The following is a 19,651-nucleotide window of genomic DNA, read 5'->3' on the forward strand; positions in this document are numbered from 1 at the left end:
CTTCCTTCAGGAAGGCTTTTTTATGTCCGCATTTTGAATTTATGCTAAGGTTGAGCGCAAACTTTATCAGGAAGATCAATTCAAATGTGGATTGCGATTTCAGCACTTAATTTGGCATTTGCAGTTATGCTCGGTGCTTTTGGTGCACATGGTTTAAAAGCGCGAGCAACTGAAGCACAGCTCGGCTGGTGGCAAACGGCAACAGATTATTTTTTCTATCATGCCTTAGGACTACTGATTCTTTCTCTGCTCGCGAAAGTCATTCCTGCACTACCGATTCAGTGGAGCTTCGGACTGATTCAGGTTGGTATTTTACTGTTTTCTGGCTCACTGTATATCATGGCCTTAGGATTACCCCGCGGTTTAGGGGTGATTACACCTATTGGCGGCGCTTTAATGATTGCCGGATGGTTAATTCTGGCCTGGAATGCTTTAAAATACGCCAGATAAGTCTGAACAACACTTAATCATGGAGGGTTGCTAGAATGATGATTTACATCAATGGCGAACAACACGAAACTCACTGCAAGAATCTGCTGGAACTGATTCAGAGTATGGCGCTTGAGGGTAAGCGTTTTGCAGTTGAAGTCAACGAAATGATTATTCCTAAAAGCAGATTGGGCGATACGCCAATTTGCGATACAGACAAAATAGAAATTATTCACGCGGTCGGTGGCGGCTAATACTCGGGACAATTATGCAAGATTTATTACAGATTGGTTCACGCCAATTCCATTCACGCCTTTTGGTAGGCACGGGCAAATACAAAGATTTAAATGAAACTCAGCAGGCCATTGAAACCAGTGGTGCAGAGATTGTCACTGTCGCTATTCGCCGTGTCAATATTGGCCAAGATCCTGACCAGCCGAACCTGCTGTCAGTCATTCCTCCGGAAAAATATACCATTTTGCCGAATACCGCAGGTTGCTTCGATGCCAATAGTGCCGTCCGCACCTGTATGCTGGCGCGTGAGTTGCTCGATGGCCACAATCTGGTCAAACTTGAAGTTTTGGGTGATGAAAAGACACTTTATCCAAACGTAACCGAAACACTGAAAGCTGCGCGCACCTTGATTGACGATGGCTTTGAGATCATGGTTTATACCTCGGATGATCCGATCGTGGCGCAAGAGCTGGAAAGCATGGGCTGTGTTGCGATTATGCCATTGGGTAGCCTGATTGGTTCTGGTCTGGGCATTCTGAATCCACATACCCTGTCAATCATCAAGGAAAATGCCAAAGTCCCGGTTCTGGTCGATGCCGGTGTCGGTACAGCCAGTGATGCTGCGATTGCGATGGAACTGGGCTGTGACGGCGTACTCATGAATACAGCGATTGCGGCAGCGCAAAATCCGGTCTTGATGGCATCTGCGATGAAAAAAGCCGTTGAAGCAGGCCGAGAAGCTTTTCTTGCAGGCCGTATGCCGCGCAAGCGTATGGCCAATGCCAGCTCACCGGAAACCGGCTATTTCTTTAAATAAATTTTCATGAACAAAAATAAAGGACTCAATTGAGTCCTTTATTTTTTCCAGTAATTAAGGAATCAGACCTTCATCACGCATGGCAATCTGTACAGACTGACGTTCTGCTACCTTATTACGGATATGAATAATATTTTTATATGGACTCAGATCATGCTCAATCTGGTTCGACCAGTTGGTCAAGACAAACAGATAAGCATCCGCAGGGCCAAAGTTATCATCCACCAGATAATCATTGTCCGATTCACCGATAGCTTTATCGATATAACTCAATAGACGATCAATCTCCGCATAGGCTTTTTTCTTTTCATCGTCGGATAACTTGCCACCGAAGAACACCGCATAGGCATCATGTAGTTCAGAGTTCAGATAACCTAACCATTCCAGCACTTTGGCACGTCCCATGCCCGATGGTGGAATCAAATCTTGTTTTGGATCGTGTTGAGCAAGAAACGGTAGAATTGCAACATTTTCTGTCAGGATCAGACCAGGGTTAATTTCTAACGCTGGTACATAGCCTTTAGGATTAACTTCGTAATAATCCGTACCTTTTTCTGTTTTATGTGTTTTTAAATCAACACGTTCCAAATCAAAATCGACATTAATTTCATTTAAAATAATATGTGCTGCCAGTGAGCAGGCACCTGGCGAATAGTAAAGCTTCATTTCTGATCCTTGTTATACACTTCTCAATGTTTTAAATCGCTTCTGACAAACTTTCAAGTGATCAAACCTGTAAATTGCAAAAAAGCGTAACTGTCATTTTGGGGCAGTTACTCATTCAATATTCAGGATATTCCGGGCTTTTGCAAGTCAATCTTGTGTAGATTTTTATCTCTATCTGTTTAACATACACAGGTTTTCAAAATATAGATGATATTTCGTGATTAGCCTGAAAAAAGAAGAATGGTTTTCTAATATCCGCACAGATGTACTGGCAGGTCTGGTGGTGGGACTTGCCCTGATTCCTGAATCAATTGCCTTCTCTGCCATTGCCGGCGTCGATCCGCAAGTCGGTTTATATGCTTCTTTCTGCATTGCAGTATCCATTACCTTTTTTGGCGGACGTCCCGCCATGATCTCTGCTGCTACAGGCGCAATGGCGCTTTTGATGATTACCTTGGTAAAAGAACATGGTCTGCAATATCTGCTGGCTGCCACAATTCTGACCGGTATCATTCAGGTCATTGCGGGGTATTTTAAAGTCGCTAAATTAATGCGTTTTGTATCGCAGGCGGTGGTATACGGATTTTTGAATGCCTTGGCGATCCTGATATTTGTGGCACAAATCCCGGAAATTAACCGGATGGATAGCACCGGTTATCTGTTTATTGCGATTGGTCTGGCAATTATTTATCTGTTTCCGTATATCCCGAAAATTGGCAAAGCCATTCCCTCACCTTTAATCTGTATTATCGTATTAAGCGGGTTGGCGCTGTTGTTAAGTGCAGATATGCGTACCGTGAGCGATCTTGGACAATTCCCGGATACTTTGCCAGTATTCCTGATTCCAGAAATTCCACTCAATCTGGAAACCTTGCAAATTATCCTGCCTTATTCCTTTACCTTGGCGACTGTCGGTTTGCTGGAAAGCATGATGACCACTACAGTCATTGATGAAGTGACCGGAACTGAAGGTGACCGTCATCAGGAATGTCGTGGTCAGGGTATGGCCAATATTGTCAGCGGCTTTATGGGCGGGATGGCCGGTTGTGCCATGATCGGCCAGTCAATTATCAATGTGTCTTCAGGGGCACGTACCCGTTTATCGACTCTGGTCGCTGGCGTGTTTCTGCTGTGTCTCGTGGTTTTTTTGAAAGACTGGCTGGCTTATATCCCAATGGCAGCTCTGGTTGCGATCATGATTATGGTGGCATTTACCACCTTTCAATGGGGAGCAATCAAGCAATTCAGCAAACATCCGCTAGAATTTAATACCGTGATGATTGCCGTGATTATTGTCGTGCTTGCCACTCATAATCTGGCGCTTGGTGTATTTGTCGGCGTATTGCTCTCTGCCCTGTTCTTTATTAATAAACTGGAAAGAACCGTACATGTCTATACGCATTTGAATTCGGCTCATTCACGCAGCTACTTTATTTCTGGACAGATATTCTTTAGCAGTTCAGAGAAGTTCTATCAGTTCTTTGATTTTAAAGAGAAGCTTGAGCATGTCGAACTGGATCTGACCCATGCGCATATTTGGGACGTGACTTCGGTCAATATGCTGAATAACGTGATTCAGAAGTTTAAAGCCCAAGGGATAGATGTAAGGGTGAATGGTTTGAATGAAGCCAGCAGTAGATTGATCGACCGTTTTAGTAGCTGATGAACGATGATTAATAAAAGAGCCTCAATTGGCTCTTTTATTTTATCTGGAAGATCTTGCCGATTTTTATGGAGAAATACCGAGAAAAGTTTGACTTGCTCGGCTCAGGACTTAAAATACCGCATTCTGAATTTTTAGATTTGCCAAAGTTATGTCGAACGATCAATTAGACCAGCAAGTCGTGGAGCTGGAAAACTTAAGCGAGCACCGTGAAATCGTGACGTTTATGCGCCGCTCAATGCCGCTGAATACCTCTCAACGTACTGCGCTTGAACAATATGGTCACTTAATTTTGGAATATCCAGTCGGTGATTTGCGTCAGCACTTTGAACATCCTGAACGTCCTTTGACTGTAGAAATTGGTTTTGGTATGGGCCGTTCACTGGTATTGATGGCCAAAGCTAATCCTGAACGTAACTTTGTCGGAATTGAAGTCCATGTACCTGGAATTGCGCAGTGCGTGTATGAAGCAGGTATTGAAGGCCTAACGAACTTACGTGTGCTGGATGCTGATGCAATTCAGGTATTACGTGAAATGCCAGACAATAGTATTAATGCAGTTCAGTTATACTTCCCTGATCCATGGCAGAAAAAACGTCATTTTAAACGCCGCTTTGTTTCGCATGACCGTATGCCGCTGGTGGAGCAAAAGCTGGAGCTTGGCGGAACTTTCCATGCTGCAACGGACTGGGAACCGTATGCGGAATGGATGATAGAAGTATTGGAAGAACGTCCACGTCTGGAAAATCTGGCGGGCAAAGGCAATAGCTATCCTCGTCCGGAATGGCGTCCACAAACCAAGTTTGAACGTCGCGGCATTGAAGCCGGCCACAAGATTAATGATTTTATCTTCAAGAAAATTTCTTAATCCAAGATTCAAAAAAGCGCTGATTAATCAGCGCTTTTTTATGGGAAAAATTTTGCAATCCACTTATATAAAGACAAATGCACCCGAAATAACACTTAAGAAGAAAAATAGATTTTCATCTTTATACTATTTCCATTTTTTATTATTTTTTCTTTTCATTTTTCACCAAAATTAAAGAGGAAAAAGAATTGAGTATTTTATTTTAGACTAAAAAATCCGGCTCTTTTATTTTCGATGACGTTCTAGGATTTGCTGGCTCAACAACTGATAGACATTTTGCAAATCTTCCCGCTGCATATTGGCCAACATCTGCTGATGCATATGTAAAATATTCTGATCACCACGCATCGCTGGACCGGTCTGCATTTGTTTAGGATCATTCTGAGTGGCTTTATTGGCGGTTTCCAGTATTAAGGGATACAGCAAACTGAAATCGACCTGTTGTGCATCCACTACCTGCTTGGCCATGTCATAGCAATAATTGGCAAAGTTACAGGCAAATACCGCTGCAAGATGCAAACTGAGACGTTGACTAGAACTATAAGTATAAACACGATTGCTTAGGCTATTTGCCAATTCTAATAACAGGATTTGGTCCTGTTCATTCACCGCTTCAATAAACACTGGCGTCTGCTGCCAATTAATCTGGCGTTCCAGACTAAAGGTCTGTAAAGGATAAAATACGCCTGCACGCGCATGCACATTTTTCAGTAAATCGAGATGAGTGCTGCCAGAGGTATGTACGATCAGATTCTGCTGCAGATACGGATGAATCTTTTCAATGACGCTGACAATCGACTGATCACTGACCGCGATAATGACCAGATCCACCTCATGATCCAGCTGTTCAGGCTGAGCGATTGCCTGAGCGTTGAATTGCTCAGCCAGTTGCTGTGCTTTTTCTAGGGTTCGACTGTAGATCTGTACGATCTCATGTTGTGCTGACAATACCAGGGCAAGATGATATGCCACTCGCCCTGCCCCAATCATACTGATCCGCATCTGCTGTTCTTCCTGATAAATTACGCACAGCATGCCAATAAATAAAGATTGAGGCAATTAGCCTTGATGTTTCGAATAGACTTTAGAACTTTCGCAGGGTCAGAATCTGTTCACTTCGACCAAAAGGTCCATGAACATCATGCAGGATTCCGCTGGTTAAACCGATACCATCTTCACCATATTGCTGTACCACTTCCAGTCCCAGCCATTTACCCTGCGGCAGACGGTGCATATGAATCTGCAGGTCCAGATTCGGAAATCCCCAACCAGAATTCGGGTCTTGACGTGGCACGATGCCATTGGCCGTATCAACCATACCGAGCAAACGACTAAAATCTGTAGTGAGCTGTCCTTCCACCATGTCCAGCGAATTTCTCAGCCAGACAATCCCCTTGCCTGCACGATGGTCGGCATGTGCCCGAGTTTCAATACTCTGGATATAACCACCCGGCCAGCAACGCATACCCTCCCAAACAGGTAAATATTCTGGACTTTCAATCGGAAAGTCTTCCACTCCAGCAATGGCCTTGGTATCTGAAGTTAGCATTCTCCAGGCACGTGCCACAATGCAGGTTTTGCCATTGGCACACATTTCAGCCTCAACCAGTTCGATGGTTTTACCTGGACGGATCATGCGCGTAGTAATTGAAAATTCACCAAAGGCTATCAGGCCAAAAATATCCAGCCCGACCCGACCAATACGCATGTCAGCACGTGGCTGAAACTGTTCCAGTTCGACACACAGAATACCGGTGGCTGGCGCCATATGCTGCTCATGCGGATTCCATGCACCTTGTGCATGAATATTAGAACTATAACAGGCCGTGGTACTGCCATCTGCATGCTGTTCGCGCTGAATAAAACTGTAATATGCCGACATTGTTTTAATACTTCCCTGAATATTCTCTTAAACTTTAGAATTTGCAAAAAGTTCTTTGATCTTTATTTTCGTATCAAAAAGCCATAATAATTCATGATTTGACAATAAATCTTGCAATGTTTAAATCCGACTTTGGTTAAAAGTGCTGTAAAATTTTGTGCAGATAACAAGTGAAAATCCTGCTCCAAGCGTTCAATCATTTTTTCACTTTGCGCTAGGCTCAATCCTGTCTGTTGCGCTAGTTTCTGCATAATTTTGATGTTTTGCTGATCTTCGGGTTGCATCAGGTCATAGGTCAATGCAAGACCGTTGGTTTTAAGACACTGATGGATAGCCTGAAAAAATCCGTTTTTTTCGGAATTTGGAATGAAATGAGCCACCAGAATGGCCAATGCGGCATCGAAAGTATCCGGCTGATTCAAATCTTGAATCGTGCTTTGGATGAATTGCACCCTTTGTCGATCTATAGAATTCAGATTTTTACTAGCCTGTTTCAGCATGGCTGCTGATGGATCAATTGCAGTAAAGGTCCAGTCTGGATGTTGCTCTAATAAATACGACAATTCATAACCTGTTCCGCAACCCACTATTAATATATGTGCGGTTTCTGGGAGTTCAGTGCTGAGAATTGCTTCAATCTGCTGATGCACCAGTTCATAACCGGGAATCAGTTTACGGATATGATCGTCATAACTGGCGACCACGACTTCACTGTGAAAGTTTTTTGCCATATTTTACTCTGATTTTAGATGTTCAGTACATTCATGTATTTCTATTACCAGACCGTCGTGATCAGTAAATTCATTTACAGACATTTTAGAATCTTGCTAAATGTACAACCTCAAACTGCTAGATATATTGAACGTCCATTGCGCAGGTTTCTCGTTACTTTGACGGGGCAAAGTAACCAAACCCTTTTGTTTCACTGATATGGCATCCCTGCCATACAGTGAAACGGCGACATCCATGTCGCCGGGCTCTCTGATGAGTTGCTATTAATTGTTAGCTTTAGGATTAGTTCTAACGTAAAAAATAAAGTTTAAGCAATCTCTTTCAAGTTCAGCTCTTCACGCATAAATTCACGCAATTTGAACTTCTGCGCCTTCCCTGAAGCCGTCATTGGAAATTCCTGGAAGAAACGCACATAGCGCGGCACTTTATTGTGAGAAATATGCTCCTTACAATACTGACGGATGGTTTCTTCAGTACAAGGATCATTTTCATGCAGGATGATGCAGGCACAAAGTTCCTCACCATATTTATGGTCTGGCACCCCAATCACCTGTACATCTGAAACAGCCGGATGGGTATAAAGGAAATCTTCAATTTCTTTCGGGAACAGGTTTTCCCCTCCACGAATCACCACGTCCTTGATTCGGCCCTTGATTTTGACAAAGCCTTCATCATCCATTTCAGCGATATCACCGGTATGCATCCAGCGCGCCGCATCAATCACTTCCTGGGTTTTATCCTGATCTTCCCAATAACCGAGCATCACTGAATAACCACGTACACACAGCTCACCCAATTGGCCGCGTGGAACCACCTTGCCATTTTCATCGACAATTTTAACTTCCAGATGCGGATGTACCCGGCCAACCGTACTGACACGTTGCTCGACACTGTCTGCCGTTGAGCTTTGTGCACTGACGGGTGCGGTTTCAGTCATGCCATAACAAATCGTGATTTCAGACATATGCATACGTTCAATCACGCGCTGCATAATTTCCTGCGGGCATGGACTACCCGCCATAATCCCGGTACGCAAGCTGGATAGGTCAAATTCATCAAACTGCTCATGTTCCAGCACCGCAATAAACATAGTTGGTACGCCATAAGCCGCGGTACATTTTTCCTGCTGGATGGCTTTCAGGGTTTCTAGCGGATTAAATACAGCTGATGGATAGATCATGGCAGAACCATGCGTAATACAGGCCAGATTACCCATCACCATACCAAAGCAGTGAAATAAAGGAACTGAAATACAGACGCTGTCTTCTGGACCTAAATGAATCGCTTCACCGACAAAGTACCCGTTATTTAAAATATTATTATGGGTCAGCATGGTGCCTTTCGGATTGCCCGTAGTGCCCGAAGTAAACTGGATATTAATCGTTTCATCGAACTGCAATTCACTGGAGATCTGTTGCAGTTGTTCCAGCTCTTGGGCGCTTGGCGAGCTTAGTAAATCCTGAAAACGGTGGATACCGGTATGCTGCTGATCATCAATTTCAATCACATGCTTTAAATGCGGCAAGCGCTCTGCATTGAGGAATTTACTTTCAGTCTGCATCAGCTCAGGTGCAATTTTAGTCAGAATTTCCTGATAGTCCGTCGTCTTAAACTGCGCTGCAATCACCAGTCCCTTACAGGAGACCTTGTTTAGCACATATTCAAGCTCATTGCTTTTATAGGCCGGATTCAGGTTCACTAGAATAATGCCTGCCTTGAAGGCCGCAAACTGGGTAATGGTCCATTCCACACAGTTCGGCGACCAGATTGCCAGACGGTCACCTTTTTGCATACCTAGTTTCAGCAGCTGACAGGCAAAGGCATTGACCTGATCCTGTAGCTGCCGGTAACTGAGGCGTATGTTCTGATGCAAACTCACTACCGCATCACGTTCTGCATACTGCTCGCAAGCCTGATCAAATTTTTCACCAATCGTCATGCCCAACAAAGGCTGACTGCTGGTTCCATAGGCATAGCTTAACCGTACTTGTGTCATTGAATCGATCTCCTTGATTCTTTGTAATTCTGATTTTCAACTTTACTAATTGTTTTATGACCACGACGACCTTGTCTGTGTACCGGTTTTTTGTGTGTTTATGCTTGTAAATTTTCCTCCTGCCCACGTACTGCGTTGACACAAAAATCGGCAATCTGTTTGACAAAGTGATCCTTATACTTCTGATCAAACATGACATTTCGGGACGGATTTAAAGGTTCAATCACGACAAAGGTCATGGCACCAACCACACCTAATGCTGCCGTATTCAAATCTTCAAATTCGAATTTTCCATTGACCTTGCCTTCGGCCAGAATTTCCTTAATGCTCTGCTTAAGCAGCTGCTTACTGCGAAAACGCTCATGTTCCATTTCCGGATCAACCGGTTCGAACATCAGTGAATACGCCAATTGGGGGCTATTCATGGCACGCTTGACAAAAGTTGTAACAGATTTTTGCAATTTCAGTTTTGGCGATAAATCTGACTCGGCAATATGGTTCAGAATTCCGACTTCATGCTGAATCGCGGCCGACAAAACCTCAATTAAAATCTGGCTTTTGCTTTCGAAATATCGATAGACCAGCCCTGTAGAAACGCCTGCGCGTTCTGCAATCGCCTGAATCGATGCCTCCTTCAAGCCCCCTTGAATAATCAGTTCACGAGCAGATTCCAAAATCGACAGGCGATTTTGTTCCATTCGTTCCTGCATCAATGATGATCTTTTATAACTCATAAAATTAATCTCAACAAGATAAAATGAATTGTAAATCATTTTGTGAATATAGATTCACTTTTTTATTTTTTCGTTGTATGTTAAAACCACAAGCACAACAACAATGCTTTTTTGGACACAACAAATATAACCTCAGGATGGATGAAGAATGAATTTACAAAGCTTGGATTTCGGTTTGGATGAAACTCTAATAGCGCTTCGTGATTCAGTGGCCGCATTTTGCGCCAAAGAAATTACCCCGATTGCTCAACAGGTTGACCGTGACAACGAGTTCCCTGCTCACCTTTGGAAAAAATTTGGCGAGATGGGCCTGCTCGGGCTGACAGTCAGTGAGGAATATGGCGGTTCAAATTTTGGTTATCTGGCGCACATCATTGCCATGCAGGAAATTTCCCGTGCTTCTGCATCCATTGGGCTGTCCTATGGCGCACATTCTAACCTATGTGTAAACCAAATTAAGCGAAATGGTACTGAAGAACAGAAACAGCGTTATCTGCCTAAACTGATTTCAGGTGAATATGTCGGTGCCTTGGCAATGTCTGAACCGAATGCAGGCTCGGATGTGGTGAGCATGAAACTGAAAGCAGAAGACAAAGGCGATCACTACCTGTTGAATGGTTCAAAAATGTGGATCACCAATGGTGGCGATGCTGATGTCCTGGTGGTTTATGCCAAAACCGATTTGCAGGCCGGCGCCAAAGGCATGACCGCCTTTCTGGTTGAAAAAAATATGCCAGGTTTCAGTCATGGCACACATTTGGACAAACTGGGTATGCGCGGTTCAAACACTTATCCGCTGTTTTTTGACAATGTCGAAGTACCCAAAGAAAACGTCATGGGCGGCGTCGGTAATGGCACCAAGGTCTTGATGAGTGGTCTGGACTATGAGCGTGCTGTATTGAGTGCTGGCCCACTGGGGATTATGGATGCCTGTATGGATACCGTGATTCCATATATTCATGACCGTAAACAGTTTGGTCAGGCGCTGGGCGAATTCCAGTTAATGCAAGGCAAAATTGCCGACATGTATTCGACCTGGCTAGCCTGTAAGGCACTGGTTTATGCGGTCGGTGCTGAATGTGACAAAGCTGAGCATAGCCGTAGCCTGCGTAAAGATGCTGCCAGTGCCATTTTATATGCTGCTGAAAAAGCGACCTGGATGGCAGGAGAAACCATTCAGACTTTAGGTGGTAACGGTTATATCAACGAATTTGCTGCCGGCCGTTTATGGCGTGATGCCAAACTGTATGAAATTGGCGCCGGTACTTCAGAAATCCGCCGCATGCTGATTGGCCGTGAACTTTTCAACGAAACAGCCTAAACCTTAACACTTAGAATAAAACAAGGATGTTGGTCATGAATCAGTTATCGAGCAAAATCAATATACGTAGTGAAGAGTTTAAAACCAACCAGACTGCCATGCGGCAACTGGTGGATGACCTAAAACAGAAAGTTGAAAAAATTGCTTTGGGTGGTGGCGAAACTGCCCGTCAAAAACATCTGGACCGTGGCAAATTACTCCCCCGTGAACGGATTAATCACCTGATCGATCCAGGAACCGCTTTTCTGGAAATTGGTCAGCTGGCTGCCTATCAGGTGTATCAGGATGATGTTCCTGCCGCAGGTGTGGTCGCTGGTGTTGGTCAGGTCAACGGTGTGACCTGCATGATCATCGCCAATGATGCTACGGTGAAAGGCGGTACTTATTATCCATTAACAGTGAAAAAGCATTTACGTGCCCAGGAAATTGCCGAACAGAACCATCTGACTTGTATTTATCTGGTGGATTCAGGCGGTGCATATTTGCCTTTACAGGATGAAGTATTTCCAGACCGCGATCACTTCGGCCGTATTTTCTACAATCAGGCACGTATGTCGAGCCAAGGTATCGCCCAAATTGCAGTGGTGATGGGCAGCTGTACTGCAGGCGGTGCTTATGTGCCTGCCATGTCAGATGAAACCATTATTGTCCGCAATCAGGGCACCATTTTCCTAGGCGGCCCTCCTCTAGTTAAGGCAGCTACTGGTGAAGTGGTGTCCAGTGAGGATCTCGGTGGTGGTGATGTGCATACCCGTTTGTCTGGCGTGGCTGATCATCTGGCTGAAAACGATGAACATGCACTTGCGATTGCCCGCAACATCGTGGCCAACCTGAATAAAAAGCCAAACAAGACCGCAGATGAAATCGAAGCGCCGCTGTTTGACAGTTCGGAACTGTACGGCATTGTGCCGAGTGACGCGCGCAAGCCTTTTGATATCCGTGAAGTGATAGCGCGTATTGTCGATGGCTCACGTTTTGACGAGTTCAAGGCACGTTTCGGCACTACCCTGGTGACCGGTTTTGCCAAGCTCTATGGCATGCCGGTCGGGATTATTGCCAATAATGGCATTCTATTTTCCGAGTCAGCCCAAAAAGGCGCACATTTTATTGAGCTGTGTACCCAGCGCAATATTCCACTAATTTTCCTGCAAAACATTACCGGCTTTATGGTCGGCCGCCAGTATGAAAATGAAGGCATTGCCAAAAATGGTGCCAAGCTGGTGATGGCCGTCGCCAATGCCAATGTACCGAAACTGACTCTAGTGATTGGCGGTTCTTTTGGTGCAGGCAACTATGGTATGTGTGGACGCGCTTACTCGCCACGCTTTATGTGGACCTGGCCAAACTCGCGTATTTCAGTGATGGGCGGTGAACAGGCCTCCAGCGTCTTGTCGACCTTAAAACGTGACCAGATTGAGCAAAAAGGCGGAACTTGGTCAGCTGAAGAAGAAGACCAGTTTAAACAGCCGATTCGTGACCAGTACGAACGCCAAGGCCATCCTTATTATGCGTCTTCGCGTTTATGGGATGATGGTGTGATTGATCCAGCACAATCGCGTGAAGTACTAGCCTTGAGTCTGGCTGCAGCCCTGAATGCGCCCATCCAGCCAACCAAATTCGGCGTGTTCCGCATGTAAGAGGTGACAAAATGACATATCAATTTTTACAGCTCGAACAGCAGAATCAGGTGGCAACGGTTTGGATTAACCGTGCTGAACTGCACAATGCTTTTAATACCCAGGTGATTGAAGAACTGCATGCCTGTTTCCGGTCTTTAAATGACCATGATGATGTGCGTGTGGTGATTTTGGCAGGCCGAGGCAAGAGTTTCTCTGCTGGCGCGGATCTGAACTGGATGAAACAGGCAGGTCAGGCATCACAGGCAGACAACGAAGCGGATGCTCTCAAACTGGCAAAAATGCTGCAAAGTCTGGCGACCTTAAAACAGCCAACCATTGCCCGGGTACACGGCATTGCCTTTGGTGGCGGCATGGGGCTGGCCTCAGCCTGTGATATTTGTGTGGCCAGTACAGATGCCAAGTTTGCCACTTCCGAGGTTCGCTTAGGTCTGGCACCTTCGACCATCAGCCCTTATGTGATTCGTGCGATTGGTGCCCGTCAGGCCTCACGTTATTTCCTGACCGCCGAGCGGATTACTGCTGAACAGGCCAAAAGCATTGGTCTTGCGCATGAAGTTACTACACCAGAACAGCTCGACAGCAAAATTGATGAAATTGTGGAAGCACTTTTACTGGGTGGTCCTGCTGCACAGAGCGCATCGAAACAGTTGATCCAACTGGTTGACCAACAGGTTTTGACCGAAGATTTACTGCTTAAAACAGCACAGCATATTGCCCATATTCGCCAGGGAGATGAGGCGAAAAATGGACTGAATGCATTTTTGAACAAACAAAGCCCGGCCTGGATCAAGACCACGGCATAACAACAAGAAGGATCCTACGATGTTTGAAAAGATTTTAATTGCCAACCGTGGTGAAATTGCCTGCCGTGTCATTCGTACAGCGAAGAAATTAGGTATTGCTACTGTTGCCGTCTACTCCGATGCCGATGCACTATCACAACATGTCAAACTGGCCGATGAAGCGATCTATATTGGTGAATCGCCAGCTGCACAAAGTTATTTACAGATTGATCACATTATTCAGGCAGCCAAAAGCACTGGTGCTCAGGCAATTCACCCAGGTTATGGTTTCCTGTCTGAAAATGACCAGTTCGCCCTGGCCTGTCAGGACAACAATATTGTGTTTATTGGCCCACCAGTCGATGCCATTCTGGCAATGGGTCTGAAAGCCACCTCTAAAGCCCTGATGGAAAAAGCCGGTGTGCCTTTAACCCCCGGCTATCATGGTACCAATCAGGATGCCGACTTCCTGAAACAGCAGGCAGACAATATTGGTTATCCGGTATTGATTAAAGCCAGTGCCGGCGGTGGCGGTAAAGGCATGCGTCTGGTGGAACGCAGTGAAGATTTCCTGAGTTCACTGGCATCTTGTAAAAGTGAAGCACGTTCAAGTTTTGGCAATGAAGACGTTCTGATTGAACGCTATGTGATTCAGCCACGTCATATTGAAGTGCAGGTGTTTGGTGATACCCACGGCAATTATGTACATCTGTTCGAACGTGATTGCTCGGTACAGCGCCGTCACCAGAAAGTGCTGGAAGAAGCGCCTGCACCGAAAATGCCGGAAGACAAACTTGAGGCGATGCGTCAGGCGGCAATCGATGCTGCGCGTGCAGTGAACTATGTCGGTGCCGGTACAGTCGAGTTTATCGTGGAGCAAGACGGCACAGCTTACTTCATGGAAATGAACACCCGTCTTCAGGTTGAACATCCAGTGACGGAAATGATTACCGGACAGGATCTGGTGGAATGGCAACTGCGCGTGGCCTTTGGTGAACCTTTACCGAAGCAGCAGCATGAATTGCAGATTCATGGACATGCACTCGAAGCCCGTGTTTATGCCGAAGAACCGGAAAAAGGCTTTATTCCTGCGATTGGTCAGATCAGCTACCTGCATTATCCGGAGCAAAATGACCATGTCCGTGTGGATAGTGGCATTGTCGAAGGCGATGAAATCAGCACCTATTATGATCCGATGATTGCCAAACTGATTGTCTGGGGTAAAAATCGTGAAGCAGCCTTGACACAAATGCATCATGCACTGGGTCAGTTCCATGTCGATGGTCTGGGTAACAATATCGCTTTTCTAGATCGCTTGGTGCTGTGTGACTCTTTTAAAAATGCACATTTAGATACTGGCCTGATTCAGCGTGAAGAAGAATCTCTGCTCAAACCTTCTGCGGATATCAGTGCCGAACTGGTGGTCAGTGCCGCACTGATTGAACTCCTGGCACGTCAAGCACAGAATCCCATTCCAAGCAATCCGGTGTGGCAGCAGCAAGCATTCTGGCGTCTGAATCAGCAAAATAGCCATACAGTGCAATTACAACGCAATGGCATTAACCTGAAAATTCAGTTCAAGGCCCAAGATCAAGGTTTTGTCACCAGCTATAACGGTCAGCAAATTCAGATTCAGGGTCAGCTCGTCGATGCCCATACTTTAGCCTTGCAACTGGCGGGTAAACAGCAAAAACTGGCTTTTAGCCAGACTGAGCAAGGCATTACCCTATTCCAGAATGGTCAAAGCTATAAGTTCAATTACCTGAAGTCTGATTTTAATAATCAGGATGAACAAGGCACGGAAAATAATCTGATCGCGCCAATGCCAGGTGTCATTACCCAGGTGCTCGTGGCAGCCAATGACAAAGTCAAAAAAGATGATGTACTGATGACGCTGGAAGCCATGAAGATCGAATATTCAATTCGTGCACCGCATGACGGCATCATTGCAAGTTCATATTTCCAGAAAGGTGATCAAGTCAAAGCTGGTGATGAACTGGTCGAGTTCCAGCCACTGGCGGAGGAAGTGGCATGACGGATTTTGTCAAAATCGTAGAAGTCGGACCACGCGATGGCCTGCAAAATGAAAAAACACCTTTGACATTGGATGACCGGAAAAACCTGATTTTGGACCTGATGAAAACCGGTCTGCAGTCCATCGAAGTCGGTTCCTGTGTCTCAGCCAAATGGGTACCGCAAATGGCAGACAGTGATGTGCTCTTTGCCAGCCTACCCCAAGATCCGAATATTCAGTTCAGTTTGTTAACTCCAAATCTGAAAGGTTTTGAATCTGCACTGGCTGTGGGTTGCAAGGAAGTGGCGGTATTTACCGCTGCTTCTGAAAGCTTTACCCGCAAAAACATCAACTGCTCGATTGATGAAAGCTTCGAGAAATTTACCGATGTTATGGCAGCAGCCAAAGCCAATGACATTAAGGTACGTGGTTATGTTTCCTGCATGGTGGACTGTCCTTATGAAGGTGCCATTGATCCGAAGCAGGTGGTCAAAGTCACCCAGCGTTTGCTGGAGATGGGCTGCTACGAAGTGTCATTGGGTGAAACCATTGGTACAGCAACACCGGACCGGGTGAAAAACGTCTGGGAGGCTTGTCTGGCTGAACTTGATACCAAGGTTCTGGCGGGACATTTTCACAATACCTATGGCATGGCCATCGCCAATATCTACCAGTCGCTGTTGCAAGGCATTCGGGTCTTTGATTCATCCATTGCCGGCCTAGGTGGTTGCCCTTATGCCAAAGGCGCTTCCGGCAATGTCTCAACTGAAGACCTGTATTACTTGCTCTCGAAGATGGGCTTTGAAACTGGCATTCAGCTGGATGCCCTGATGCAGGCCAGCCGTAATATCAGTGAAGTCTTACAGCGCAACAATCCATCCAATTATGCCAATGCCTATTGGCAAAAAGCCTGTGCTTGAAAATAAGCTTGCTTGAGCAAAATGCTCTCAAGCAAGCCATAAGGATATAAGCAGCAGATTGAAGTCTGCTACAACAATAATAGAGGTGACAAGATGTCAAACAAGGTTTATGACAGCGCTCAATCCGCCTTAAAGGATGTGGTGCAAGATGGTCATACCCTGGCCGTTGGTGGTTTTGGTTTATGCGGTATTCCGGAAGCTTTGATCGCAGCTTTAAAAGAAACAGGTGCTAAGCAACTCACCTGTATTTCCAACAATGCCGGCGTAGACGGCTTCGGTCTCGGACTTCTGCTGGAAACCAAACAGATTAAAAAAATGATTTCATCTTATGTGGGTGAAAACAAGGAGTTTGAACGTCAATATTTAAACGGTGAACTGGAAGTTGAACTGACCCCACAGGGTACACTGGCAGAAAAATTACGTGCTGGCGGTGCCGGTATTCCGGCTTTTTATACGGCCACGGGTGTCGGAACCGTGATCGCTGAAGGTAAGGATGTCCGTGAATTTAATGGCAAGTCTTATATTCTGGAAGAATCCTTAACTGCCGATGTCGCGCTAGTCAACGCCTATAAGGCCGATAAAGCCGGTAACCTGATTTTCCGTAAAACCGCCCAGAACTTTAATCCGGTCTGTGCCATGGCGGGTAAAGTCACCATTGCTGAAGTTGAAGAAATTGTCGAGATTGGTGCGCTAGATCCGGACGAGATCCATCTACCCGGCATTTATGTGAACCGGATTATCTTAAATACTCAACCCGAAAAACGTATTGAACAGATGACTTTAAAGGCGGAGGCTTGATCATGGCTTGGACACGTAATGAAATGGCGCAGCGCGCGGCACAAGAGCTTGAAGATGGTTTCTATGTCAATTTAGGAATTGGCTTGCCGACTCTAGTCGCAAATTATATTCCGGAAAATATCAATGTCTGGCTGCAGTCTGAAAATGGCCTGCTGGGGATTGGCGAATTTCCAACTGCGGAGACAGTGGATGCCGACCTGATCAATGCCGGCAAACAGACGGTTACCGCGCGTAAAGGTGCTTCATTTTTCTCAAGTGCCGACTCCTTTGCCATGATCCGTGGCGGTCATGTCAATATTGCCATTCTGGGTGCTATGGAAGTTTCAGAAACTGGTGATCTGGCCAACTGGATGATTCCAGGCAAAAAGGTCAAAGGCATGGGCGGTGCCATGGATCTGGTCGCGGGTGTACAAAAGGTCGTGGTCTTGATGGAACACTGCGCCAAAGATGGTACACCGAAAATTGTACCGCAGTGTAGCTTGCCGCTGACTGGTCAAGCTGTGGTGAACCGGATTATTACCGATCTCGGTGTACTGGATGTTAGTCCTGATGGAATTCGACTGATTGAACTGGCACCAGAGGTCAGTTTTGAAGAGATTCAAAAAGTCACTGGGGTAGCGCTACTACGTAACGCTGCATAATCCAGCCAGCCCTTAAGAATAAAATTTCTTAAGGGCTTTTTTATATATATAGCCGTTTCATTTCAAAATAATAATCGCAGAATAAATGGATTTTAATCATGCAAACTCAACAAAATATTTTGCAGCGCTTCGCCTTGCGCGTCAGCGACTGGTCTGAAAAATGGTTTCCGGATTCTTATATTTTTGCCCTGCTTGGCGTCATCATTGTGGCGATTGCCGCCATCGGAATTGGTGCACCCGCACAGGATGTCGCGATTTCCTTTGGAGACGGCTTCTGGAGCCTGATTCCCTTTACCTTGCAGATGTGCATGCTGATCGTGGTCGGTTATGTGGTTTCCGTATCTAAGCCTGTCCAGCTTCTGATCCAGAAAATGGCGCGCCTGCCACATTCCGGTCGTGGTGCGATTGTCCTGGTCGCCACGGTCAGCCTGTTAATTTCTCTGATTAATTGGGCCATGAGTACTGTACTGACTGCACTCCTAGTGATTGCACTGGCACAGCGTAAAGAGCTTAACATGGATTACCGCGCTGCTGCGGCTGCTGCGATTATCGGAATGGGTGCGACCTGGGCGCTGGGCATCAGTTCTTCTGCTGCACAGTTACAGGCCAATAAAAGCAGTTTACTCGAACCGATCTATAATCTGACGGGCGTGATTCCATTTACTGAGACTATTTTCTTGCCACAGTCTATGATCATGACGGCGGTACTGATTGTAGCTTCAATTGCAATTGCTTACTGGTCAGCTCCTAAAGGCTCTGACATTAAAACCATTGAACACTTCCCGATTCAGATTGAAGAAGAAAAAACGGAAGTATCTGCCGAAAAAAGACCGGGGGATTGGCTGGAAAATTCACCCATTTTAAGCATTCTGATTGTGATTCTGGGCGCAGTCTGGATGTTTAACGAATTTTCCAAAAGCAATCCGATTCTGGCCATTTCCAGCTTAAATACCTATAACTTTATCTTTCTGATTTTGGGCGTGGCCTTGCACGGTACACCACGAAATTTTCTGAATGCAGTTTCAAAGGCCGTTCCGGCTATTTCAGGGGTACTGATCCAGTTTCCACTGTATGGCAGTATTGCCTTTATGATGACCAATGCGCTAAACCCGGCCGATCTGTCCTTGTCACATTACATTGCCGAGTTCTTTGTTTCCATTGCCTCACAGGAAACCTTTGCCATTGTGATGGGCTTATACTCGGCGATTCTGGGTTTCTTTATTCCATCCGGTGGAGGCAAATGGATTATCGAAGCACCCTATGTGATGCAGGCTGCGCATGACCTGAAAGTGCATCTGGGCTGGTCGGTGCAGATTTATAATGCGGCAGAAGCCTTGCCCAACCTGATTAATCCATTCTTTATGTTGCCGATGTTGGGTATCCTGAAACTGAAAGCTAAAGATGTGATTGGATTCACGGTGACCCAGCTGATTTTCCATCTGCCTTTGGTACTGTTCCTGCTCTGGTTCCTAGGAAGAACGCTGACCTACAGCCCGCCGGTATTTTCTTAATTC

General features: G+C 45.6%; 19 protein-coding genes. 13 read left to right on the top strand and 6 right to left on the bottom strand.

The annotated features are described in order from the left end of the window. Nucleotides 1-84 precede the first annotated feature (84 nt). Genes BFN00_RS02350 through BFN00_RS02360 form a run of 3 tightly spaced genes read left to right on the top strand, consistent with a single transcriptional unit; the run spans nucleotide 85 to nucleotide 1,480 of the window. The gene (locus tag BFN00_RS02350) at nucleotides 85-450 is read left to right on the top strand and encodes a DUF423 domain-containing protein (RefSeq protein WP_044112682.1); all 366 of its coding nucleotides are present in this window, start codon (nucleotides 85-87) and stop codon (nucleotides 448-450) included. A gap of 35 nt (nucleotides 451-485) precedes the next feature. Beyond that, nucleotides 486-683, top strand: a complete 198-nt coding sequence (gene thiS / locus BFN00_RS02355) for a sulfur carrier protein ThiS (RefSeq protein ID WP_071850344.1) — start codon at nucleotides 486-488, stop codon at nucleotides 681-683. Between the two features lie 14 nt (nucleotides 684-697). Next, the gene (locus BFN00_RS02360; protein WP_005107305.1) at nucleotides 698-1,480 is read left to right on the top strand and encodes a thiazole synthase; all 783 of its coding nucleotides are present in this window, start codon (nucleotides 698-700) and stop codon (nucleotides 1,478-1,480) included. 54 nt (nucleotides 1,481-1,534) lie between these two features. Here the strand turns inward: BFN00_RS02360 and BFN00_RS02365 are convergent, their stop codons facing one another. Continuing rightward, complete coding sequence (locus tag BFN00_RS02365; RefSeq protein WP_004729975.1) at nucleotides 1,535-2,146, bottom strand: glutathione binding-like protein; 612 nt, start codon at nucleotides 2,144-2,146, stop codon at nucleotides 1,535-1,537. Nucleotides 2,147-2,363: 217 nt separating this feature from the next. On the opposite strand from BFN00_RS02365, the gene BFN00_RS02370 reads away from it, so the two are divergent. Then, complete coding sequence (locus BFN00_RS02370) at nucleotides 2,364-3,809, top strand: SulP family inorganic anion transporter (RefSeq protein ID WP_071850345.1); 1,446 nt, start codon at nucleotides 2,364-2,366, stop codon at nucleotides 3,807-3,809. A gap of 151 nt (nucleotides 3,810-3,960) precedes the next feature. Beyond that, entirely contained in the window at nucleotides 3,961-4,677 is a 717-nt protein-coding gene (trmB, locus tag BFN00_RS02375) for a tRNA (guanosine(46)-N7)-methyltransferase TrmB (protein WP_004280110.1), read from the top strand. 225 nt (nucleotides 4,678-4,902) lie between these two features. Here trmB and BFN00_RS02380 read toward each other — a convergent pair whose 3' ends face one another. From BFN00_RS02380 to BFN00_RS02400, 5 genes are all read right to left on the bottom strand, one after another. Further along, on the bottom strand, nucleotides 4,903-5,679 hold the full coding sequence (locus BFN00_RS02380; protein ID WP_071850373.1) for a Rossmann-like and DUF2520 domain-containing protein: 777 nt from the start codon (nucleotides 5,677-5,679) through the stop codon (nucleotides 4,903-4,905). An 82-nt stretch (nucleotides 5,680-5,761) separates the two neighbouring features. Beyond that, a complete protein-coding gene (locus BFN00_RS02385) occupies nucleotides 5,762-6,559 on the bottom strand; it encodes a thioesterase family protein (protein WP_071850346.1) in 798 nt (265 codons plus the stop codon). 62 nt (nucleotides 6,560-6,621) lie between these two features. Then, nucleotides 6,622-7,290, bottom strand: coding sequence for a class I SAM-dependent methyltransferase (locus BFN00_RS02390; RefSeq protein ID WP_071850347.1), 669 nt, complete (start codon nucleotides 7,288-7,290; stop codon nucleotides 6,622-6,624). 308 nt (nucleotides 7,291-7,598) lie between these two features. After that, a complete protein-coding gene (locus tag BFN00_RS02395) occupies nucleotides 7,599-9,287 on the bottom strand; it encodes an AMP-binding protein (RefSeq protein ID WP_071850348.1) in 1,689 nt (562 codons plus the stop codon). 98 nt (nucleotides 9,288-9,385) lie between these two features. After that, nucleotides 9,386-10,021 carry a TetR/AcrR family transcriptional regulator gene (locus tag BFN00_RS02400; RefSeq protein WP_071850349.1) on the bottom strand — a complete coding sequence of 212 codons (636 nt, stop codon included), beginning with the start codon at nucleotides 10,019-10,021 and terminating at the stop codon, nucleotides 9,386-9,388. Nucleotides 10,022-10,169: 148 nt separating this feature from the next. Here BFN00_RS02400 and BFN00_RS02405 point away from each other — a divergent pair, with 148 nt between their 5' ends. From BFN00_RS02405 to BFN00_RS02440, 8 genes are all read left to right on the top strand, one after another. Further along, a complete protein-coding gene (locus BFN00_RS02405) occupies nucleotides 10,170-11,342 on the top strand; it encodes an isovaleryl-CoA dehydrogenase (protein ID WP_004646592.1) in 1,173 nt (390 codons plus the stop codon). A 35-nt stretch (nucleotides 11,343-11,377) separates the two neighbouring features. Then, complete coding sequence (locus BFN00_RS02410) at nucleotides 11,378-12,979, top strand: carboxyl transferase domain-containing protein (protein ID WP_071850350.1); 1,602 nt, start codon at nucleotides 11,378-11,380, stop codon at nucleotides 12,977-12,979. Between the two features lie 11 nt (nucleotides 12,980-12,990). Then, on the top strand, nucleotides 12,991-13,785 hold the full coding sequence (locus BFN00_RS02415) for an enoyl-CoA hydratase/isomerase family protein (RefSeq protein ID WP_071850351.1): 795 nt from the start codon (nucleotides 12,991-12,993) through the stop codon (nucleotides 13,783-13,785). Between the two features lie 19 nt (nucleotides 13,786-13,804). Continuing rightward, complete coding sequence (locus BFN00_RS02420; RefSeq protein WP_071850352.1) at nucleotides 13,805-15,799, top strand: acetyl/propionyl/methylcrotonyl-CoA carboxylase subunit alpha; 1,995 nt, start codon at nucleotides 13,805-13,807, stop codon at nucleotides 15,797-15,799. Continuing rightward, nucleotides 15,796-16,698, top strand: coding sequence for a hydroxymethylglutaryl-CoA lyase (locus BFN00_RS02425; RefSeq protein ID WP_071850353.1), 903 nt, complete (start codon nucleotides 15,796-15,798; stop codon nucleotides 16,696-16,698). Before BFN00_RS02420 ends, BFN00_RS02425 begins: the two co-directional genes overlap by 4 nt. Nucleotides 16,699-16,791: 93 nt before the next feature. Continuing rightward, entirely contained in the window at nucleotides 16,792-17,496 is a 705-nt protein-coding gene (locus BFN00_RS02430; RefSeq protein WP_071850354.1) for a CoA transferase subunit A, read from the top strand. Nucleotides 17,497-17,498: 2 nt separating this feature from the next. Beyond that, on the top strand, nucleotides 17,499-18,137 hold the full coding sequence (locus tag BFN00_RS02435; protein WP_071850355.1) for a CoA transferase subunit B: 639 nt from the start codon (nucleotides 17,499-17,501) through the stop codon (nucleotides 18,135-18,137). Nucleotides 18,138-18,235: 98 nt separating this feature from the next. Continuing rightward, nucleotides 18,236-19,648 (top strand): short-chain fatty acid transporter, encoded by a 1,413-nt coding sequence (locus tag BFN00_RS02440; protein ID WP_071850356.1) that lies wholly within the window; start codon nucleotides 18,236-18,238, stop codon nucleotides 19,646-19,648. Nucleotides 19,649-19,651: the final 3 nt, after the last annotated feature.

Source organism: Acinetobacter sp. AR2-3 (genome assembly GCF_001878775.1).
Classification (GTDB): Bacteria; Pseudomonadota; Gammaproteobacteria; order Pseudomonadales; family Moraxellaceae; genus Acinetobacter; species Acinetobacter lwoffii_D.